3 protein-coding genes are annotated in these 6,317 nt (G+C 71.9%); 1 reads left to right on the forward strand and 2 read right to left on the reverse strand.

Going from position 1 to position 6,317, the window contains the following annotated elements; all coding sequences use genetic code 11:
- Nucleotides 1–288: 288 nt before the first annotated feature.
- Together ACFVIM_RS13440 and ACFVIM_RS13445 are read right to left on the reverse strand one after the other, a co-directional pair.
- Nucleotides 289–2,139 (reverse strand): MFS transporter, encoded by a 1,851-nt coding sequence (locus ACFVIM_RS13440; RefSeq protein WP_384300840.1) that lies wholly within the window; start codon nt 2,137–2,139, stop codon nt 289–291.
- Between the two features lie 512 nt (nt 2,140–2,651).
- Nucleotides 2,652–5,234, reverse strand: a complete 2,583-nt coding sequence (locus ACFVIM_RS13445; protein ID WP_384300841.1) for a serine hydrolase — start codon at nt 5,232–5,234, stop codon at nt 2,652–2,654.
- Nucleotides 5,235–5,468: 234 nt separating this feature from the next.
- Here ACFVIM_RS13445 and ACFVIM_RS13450 point away from each other — a divergent pair, with 234 nt between their 5' ends.
- Nucleotides 5,469–6,209 carry a GPP34 family phosphoprotein gene (locus tag ACFVIM_RS13450; RefSeq protein ID WP_384300842.1) on the forward strand — a complete coding sequence of 247 codons (741 nt, stop codon included), beginning with the start codon at nt 5,469–5,471 and terminating at the stop codon, nt 6,207–6,209.
- Nucleotides 6,210–6,317 lie beyond the last annotated feature (108 nt).

Below are 6,317 nucleotides of genomic sequence, written 5' to 3' on the forward strand. Positions count from 1 at the left end.
GTTCGCATGTCATCTCGCACCTGAGTCCCCGCGGAGGGGAAGATCGTTGGACCGACTGCTTGGTATGCCTGGTGGCGAGTCCACTATGCATCAACGAACTGTCAACAGACAGGCGTTAACCCCAGTAACCCGACCCGTGCTGTTTCCCGCCCCCGTGCGGTTCTCTCTCCCCGTGCTGTTCTCTCTCCCCGTGCGGCGAGTCCCGCCCCCGTACGAAGATCCCACTGCCGTACGAGGTTCCCGCCCCCGCGCGGCGAGCCCCGCCCCCGTACGAGGTCCCGGGCCCGGCTACTCGGTCTGGAGCGCGTCCGGGCACGGCGTGCCCCGGGGGAGGTCATAGGGGGCCGCCAGCCGGTAGACCCCCGCGCGGGGTGCGAGCAGATCGGTCCACTCGTCGCCCTCGGCGTCCTCCTCGGCCTTCATCAGACAGCCGAAGGGATTGACATACGTCGGCGGTGTCCCCTCCGCCCGCGCCTTCGACGCCGGGGTCTCCTCCGGTCCCCGCACCTTGTTCCCGGTGGCGTCCACGATGCTCAGCCAGGGCGAGTACGGCACCTTGATCCGTACCCGGCCCGGCGCGTTGACCTGGATCGTCATCTCGTTCGCGCCCGCCTGCTCCACGGCGGCGGCGGGCGATGCCAGCGGGGTGGGGTCCTTGACCGCGAAGAGCTGCCAGTTGGCGTCGCCCCAGACCCGCTTCAGATAGGGCTGTCCGGCCCGGACGAGTTCGGCCTCCTGCTGGGCACCGCTGGAGTCGGGGGAACCGTCCGGCAGCACCACGTAGTGCACCGCCCAGCGGTCCAGCCACGCGCGGTAGTCCGCCGAGGTGAGCGTCTTGTCCTTGTCGTAGAAGATCGGGTTCCGCTTCATATCGGCCTGGCGGTTCCAGCCCCGGGCCAGATTGACGTACGGCGCGAGCGCGGACGCCTCGCGGTGGCTGGAGGCGGGGACGACCTCGACCCGGCCGGCCTCGGCGTCGATCTGCTGGAGCTTGTTCACCAGCGGGGCCAGTTCACGGTTCCAGGAGGCGGTGGGCGCGGTGCGCACGATGTCGTCGACGCCCTTGAAGCCGATCCAGGTGTTCAGTCCGAGGAAGGCCAGCACGATCGCGTACCACTTCACCGACCTCGGGACGGCGTACGGCAGCGCGGCCAGCAGCACCACCCCGGCGAAGAGCATCGGCAGCCGGGTCACGTTCGACCCGATCTGGGAGTCGATCGCCCAGGTCAGCAGGGTGCCGAAGGAGTAGACGAAGGCGGCGGTGCGGACCGTGCGCCAGTTCTTCGGTACGAGGACGAGGACGAGGACACCGAAGAGGAACGGCAGCGTCGTCGTCCAGAACGACATCGGCTGGGTCCCGGAGAACGGGAACAGCCACGCCGACACCGCCACGACCGCGACCGGCGCCAGCCCCAGCGCGTAGGCGCCGGGCCGCCGCTTGTTGAGGAAGAGCGCGGCGGCGACCACCCCGAGGAAGAGGCCGGCGACCGGGCTGGCCGCCGTCGCGAGCCCCGCGAGCGGCGCGGCGACGGCCGCCTTCGCCCAGCGCTTGGTGCGCCAGCGGTGGGGCCAGCAGAAGACCGCGGCCACCGCGCCGACGGCGAACATCATCCCCAGGCCGAAGGTGACCCGGCCGGAGAGCGCGTTGCACAGGAAGGCGAAGACCCCGGCGAGCGCGCAGGCCAGCGGGTTGCGCACGGCACGGACCCGGGCCAGGACCAGCGCGGTCAGCGCGGCGGCGACCGTGCCCGCGACCATCATCGTGGAGCGGACGCCGATCAGGGACATCAGATACGGCGAGACGACGCTGTACGAGACGGGGTGCATCCCCCCGTACCAGGCCAGGTTGTACGCCGAGTCCGGGTGGCGGCCGACGAACTCCGCCCACGCGTCCTGCGCGGCCAGGTCGCCGCCGCTGTTGGCGAGGAAGAAGAACCAGAGCAGATGGGCCACCGCCGCGACGACGGTGGTCACCAGCACGGGGCGGCGGGTCAGCCGGTCCCAGACCTCGGTGAGCGGGCCGCCGCCGGAGACTCTGGAAGCGTCGCCACCGGGGTCGGAGGAGGGCGAGGGGCGTCGTATTCGCAGCCCTTCGCGGTTGCCGTGGCCGTCCGTGCGGACCGGCTCAGCGGTAGTCACTGCGGTTCTCCCCGTCTCCCCGTCCGTGTGTGGTCTCGTCGCGGTGGTCGGTGGTCGGTGCGTGGTCCCCGGCGGTCATGGGTGGGCGACCGCTGGTCCCGTCGGGTCCGTGGTCCCGTCGGTTGGTCCCGTCGGTCTCGGATGGCGCCGGGCTTCGGGGGCTGACAGTCCATGGTCGGTCATCGGCCGGCGACGGGCTCCGCCGGGGGCGGTGACCGTCGCCGTGACCACCGTCGTGACCGTACGTGATCACGGGCGCCGTACGCGATCGGGATCACGCTCTCGTACGCCGTCGGCCGCCGTCATGAGTGTCGGCGCTCATCACGGTGGTGGCCCGCCCAGGAATCCCTCGGCGTCCCTGAACAAGGACGCCGTCCCACGGGCCCCGAGTTGCCCCGGGTGTCCGGACGCTAACACGGGGGCGCCCCCGGACCGCCGGGACGCCCCCGTCACTCAGGGCCGCTCCCGGCCGCTCGGAGCGGCCCGGAGCGATGCCGGAAAGACGGCGCTGATCAGCCGAGACGGGTGAGTTTCTCGCCGAAACCGGGCTCGGCCAGCTCCGCCTGGAGCGCCACCGGCACGGAGACCCGGCCGGAGCCGGTGCCCACCGAGATCTCGCCGATCTCCTCGCCCGCCACCGCGGTACGGGGCGGACCTTCACCCGTGGGAGTGAGGGTCAGCTCGACCCGGTGACCGGCCCAGCCGACCGCCTTCAGCTCCTCCTTGGCGACCACGGGCGTCCGGCTCCCCAGACCGTTGTCGACATAGCCGACGACCTGTCCCTTGCGGACCACGGTCTGCGAGGTCACGCCCTTCTGGGTGGCCTTGATGACGTTGATGCTGTGGGTGATGGCCGCTTCCAGCTTGTCGTTCAGCACCGCGCCGGTCTTCACGCCCATGGTGACGCCCACGATCCGGTGGATCCTGCCGTCGACCTCCGTGTTGGCCGACCACAGGAGGTTGCCGCCCGCCGGGGTCGAGGAACCGGTCTTGATACCGCCGACGCCGTCCTCCAGCAGGGCACGGTCATTGTTGTTGCGGATCCTGCCGTCGATGCCGTCGATCTTGATCAGCGGAGTGTTGACGATCTCCCGGAAGACATCGTTCTTCATCACGGCCTTGGCCAGCTTCAGCTGGTCCCGCGGGGTGGAGACACTCGTCGCCAGCAGACCACTGGGGTCGGTGTAGACCGAGTCGGTCATCCCGAGGTCCTTGGCGGCGTCGTTCATCTTCTCCACGAACGCCGCCTCGCTGCCCGCGTCCCAGCGGGCCAGCAGCCGGGCGACGTTGTTCGCGGACGGGATCATCAGCAACTCCAGCAGCTCGCGCTGGGTGTACTTCTGGCCCTCCTTCACATCCGCCGTCGACTCGAACTTGCTCGTGGACTCCTTCTCCGCCCGCTTGTCGATGGTGATCTCCGGGCCGACCTGCTTCCCGGTGATCGGGCGGTCCCGCAGCACCACATAGGCCGTCATCGTCTTGGCCACACTGGCCAGCGGCGCGGGCTTCTGCGCGCCGTAGGTCGCCACCGTCCCGACGCCCTCGACCTCCACCGCGCCCTGCCCCTCACCGGGCAGCGGCAGCGCGACGCGGCCGCCCCCGAAGGTGTGCTCCGCGTCGACGGAGAGCCCCAGGGTGGGCTCGGGCACCGGCCGCACGATCTGTACGACCGCGAAGACGATCACCATCAGCACCAGCAGCGGCGTCCAGATCTTCACCCGCCGCCGCAGCGCCCGCAGCGGGGTCTCGGGGGTGTTCGTCAGCTCCGCCAGCAGATCGAGCGGCGGCTGCGCCGGGACCGGCTGCTGGCGCGTGCGCTCGGCCTCCGTCAGCGCCGCGGCCGCGACGGTCGTGGTGGTCGACGCGCCGCCGCCCGCCGCTACCTCGTCGCCGTCACTGGTGGTGATCTTCGGGCTGTGCGGGCGGGGCGTGCCGGTCGTGCCGGTCTGCGAGGTGGCGGATCCGGAGTCGTCGCGGCGCAGCGGTACGAACTTGCTGTCGGCCGGTGCGGAATCCGAACCCGAGCGCGGCGCCGGGGGCAGCTTCAGCGCCGTGGTCGGGGTGTCCACCCCACCACCCTCACCGCGCGCGGAACCGCCCTTGGGGGTGTCGGCCACGGGGGTGCCCTCGTCCCGCCGCGCTGACGCCGTGTCCCCGGCGGGCGCGCTCACCGTGGGGGTGGGAACGGTCTTCGGGGCGGGGTCGGGCGCGGCGCTCTTCGAGGTCGCGGCGGCCTTCGGAGCCGCCTCGGCGGCCGGAGCGGGCTCCGACTCGGGCTCCGACTCGGGCTCCGACTCGGCTCCGGCCCTCGGGGACGGCTCCGACTCGGCTCCGGCTCCGGCCTTCGGGGACGGGTCGGACGCGGCGGGCTCCGTGTCCTCGGGGGCCGGGGTCCGCTTCGCCGACGCGGCCGCCGTGGCGGACGTGCCCATCTGACGGGCCGTCTCGCTCCGCTCCGCGTCACGCGCCGGGGCGCTCCCGGACTCCGGGGCCTTCCTCGCCGACACCGACACCGGCGCCGGTGCGGGTGCGGGTACGGCTACGGCTGCGGGCGCGGGTACGGCGGCGGACCGCCCGTCCCGCTCGGCCTCCTCCTCCGGACGCGCCTCGGGCCCGTCCGGCTCCCGCTCCGGCCTCCCGCCCTGCGGGGCCGGTACGGATGGGTCGTCCCCGTTCCCGGTGACGTCGTCCCGCTCCTCCGCCGACGAACCCTCCTCCGCCGCCGAACCCTCGTCCGGCTCCGGGGCCTTCACCGAGGCGGAGGGCCCGGAAGGCGCGGAGTCCTCCCGTACGCCCTCCTGCCCGTCCGCACGGGTCAACGAGACCCTCGCGTCGGCCCGCCCGGGGCGCTCGGCCCAGGACGGGCGGGACGGGCGACCGGACGCGGTGTCAGGCTCGGCCTCGGTGTCGGGCTCGGCAACGGACTCGGTGGACGCGGCGGGGTCGCGTTCGGAGGGGCGGCGGAAGACCGCCGTCGCCTGGTCCACGCCACCCGATGACTGCCCGAGCGCCGAGAGCCGCGGGTCATGTTCGCCCGAAGCCGTCGTCCCCGACGGCTTCCGCTGCTCCGACTTCTCGGGGGACTCGCCCGCCACCGTGCCTCCTCCATGAGTTCTGCGCCGTGTGCCATAGGTACGCAAGTAGGGGGTGCCGTCAAATCGACGGCCCGTGTTGTCCGAACCATCTCTCAGTGTCCTGTGTGAGAACGCGGCCCCCGTGCCTAGACGAGAACGACATACCTATCGGTTCCCTTACAAAGCACCCAGGCGCTCTCGACAGACCAATGTGAGAGGGGTCACCCTGTCATTCATCCACGCGGGGAGGCATGGATGGGCAGGAGCCGCAGAACACTTCCGGAAGAGCTTCTGCTGCTCGCTCTGGACCCGACCACGGGTACCACAGCGCAGCCGCAGTCGCTCGACCTCGGCCTGGCCGGCGCACAGCTAGTGGAGCTGGCTCTGGCAGGACGGATAGCCCCAGACGGGGATCGTATCGCCGTGGTGATGCCACGGCCGACCGGAGATCCGACACTGGACTCCGCACTGGAGTTGCTGCGCAGGCGCGGCAGTCCGGTTCGCGCGGTTCACTGGATTGGCGGGCCTCGACTGGGGCTGCGCCAGGTATATCTCGCGCACCTGGAGCGGTGCGGCATGGTGCATGCCGTGGCGGGCCAGATGTGCGGGGTCTTGCCGACGACTCGCTATCAGGCGACGGACACGGCGATCAGCAGGGACATCAGGTCCCGTCTCGACAGCGCGATCCGTACCGGTGTACCGCCGGACCCACGGACCGCGGCGCTCGCCGCGCTGGCCCACTCGGTCGGCCTCGGCAAGCATCTGTACCCAGGGAACGAGGGCCGTTCCTCGCGGTCCCGGTTGCGGGATCTGATCAGGCACGACCCCATGGGCGGGCTCGTGGCGCACGCCGTCATGGACGTCCAGAACGGAGCGGCCGCACAGCCGCGCCGCAACCCGTCAACGACGCCGGCGCCGACGCCGAACGGCGGTCGGCAGCCAGCCCTGACGATGCAGCCACGCCGGGGCGGTATGGCGCGCGTCGCCGCGCACTGACCCCCTTCGCCCCGGCGACGGCACCAGCATCCACACCCCCTGACCCATGTGCCCACGGTCCGGTCCGGGAGCCGCGACGGACGCGCGGGGCAGCCTCAGCGCTGCCCC

Source organism: Streptomyces sp. NPDC057638 (assembly GCF_042800315.1).
GTDB lineage: Bacteria > Actinomycetota > Actinomycetes > Streptomycetales > Streptomycetaceae > Streptomyces.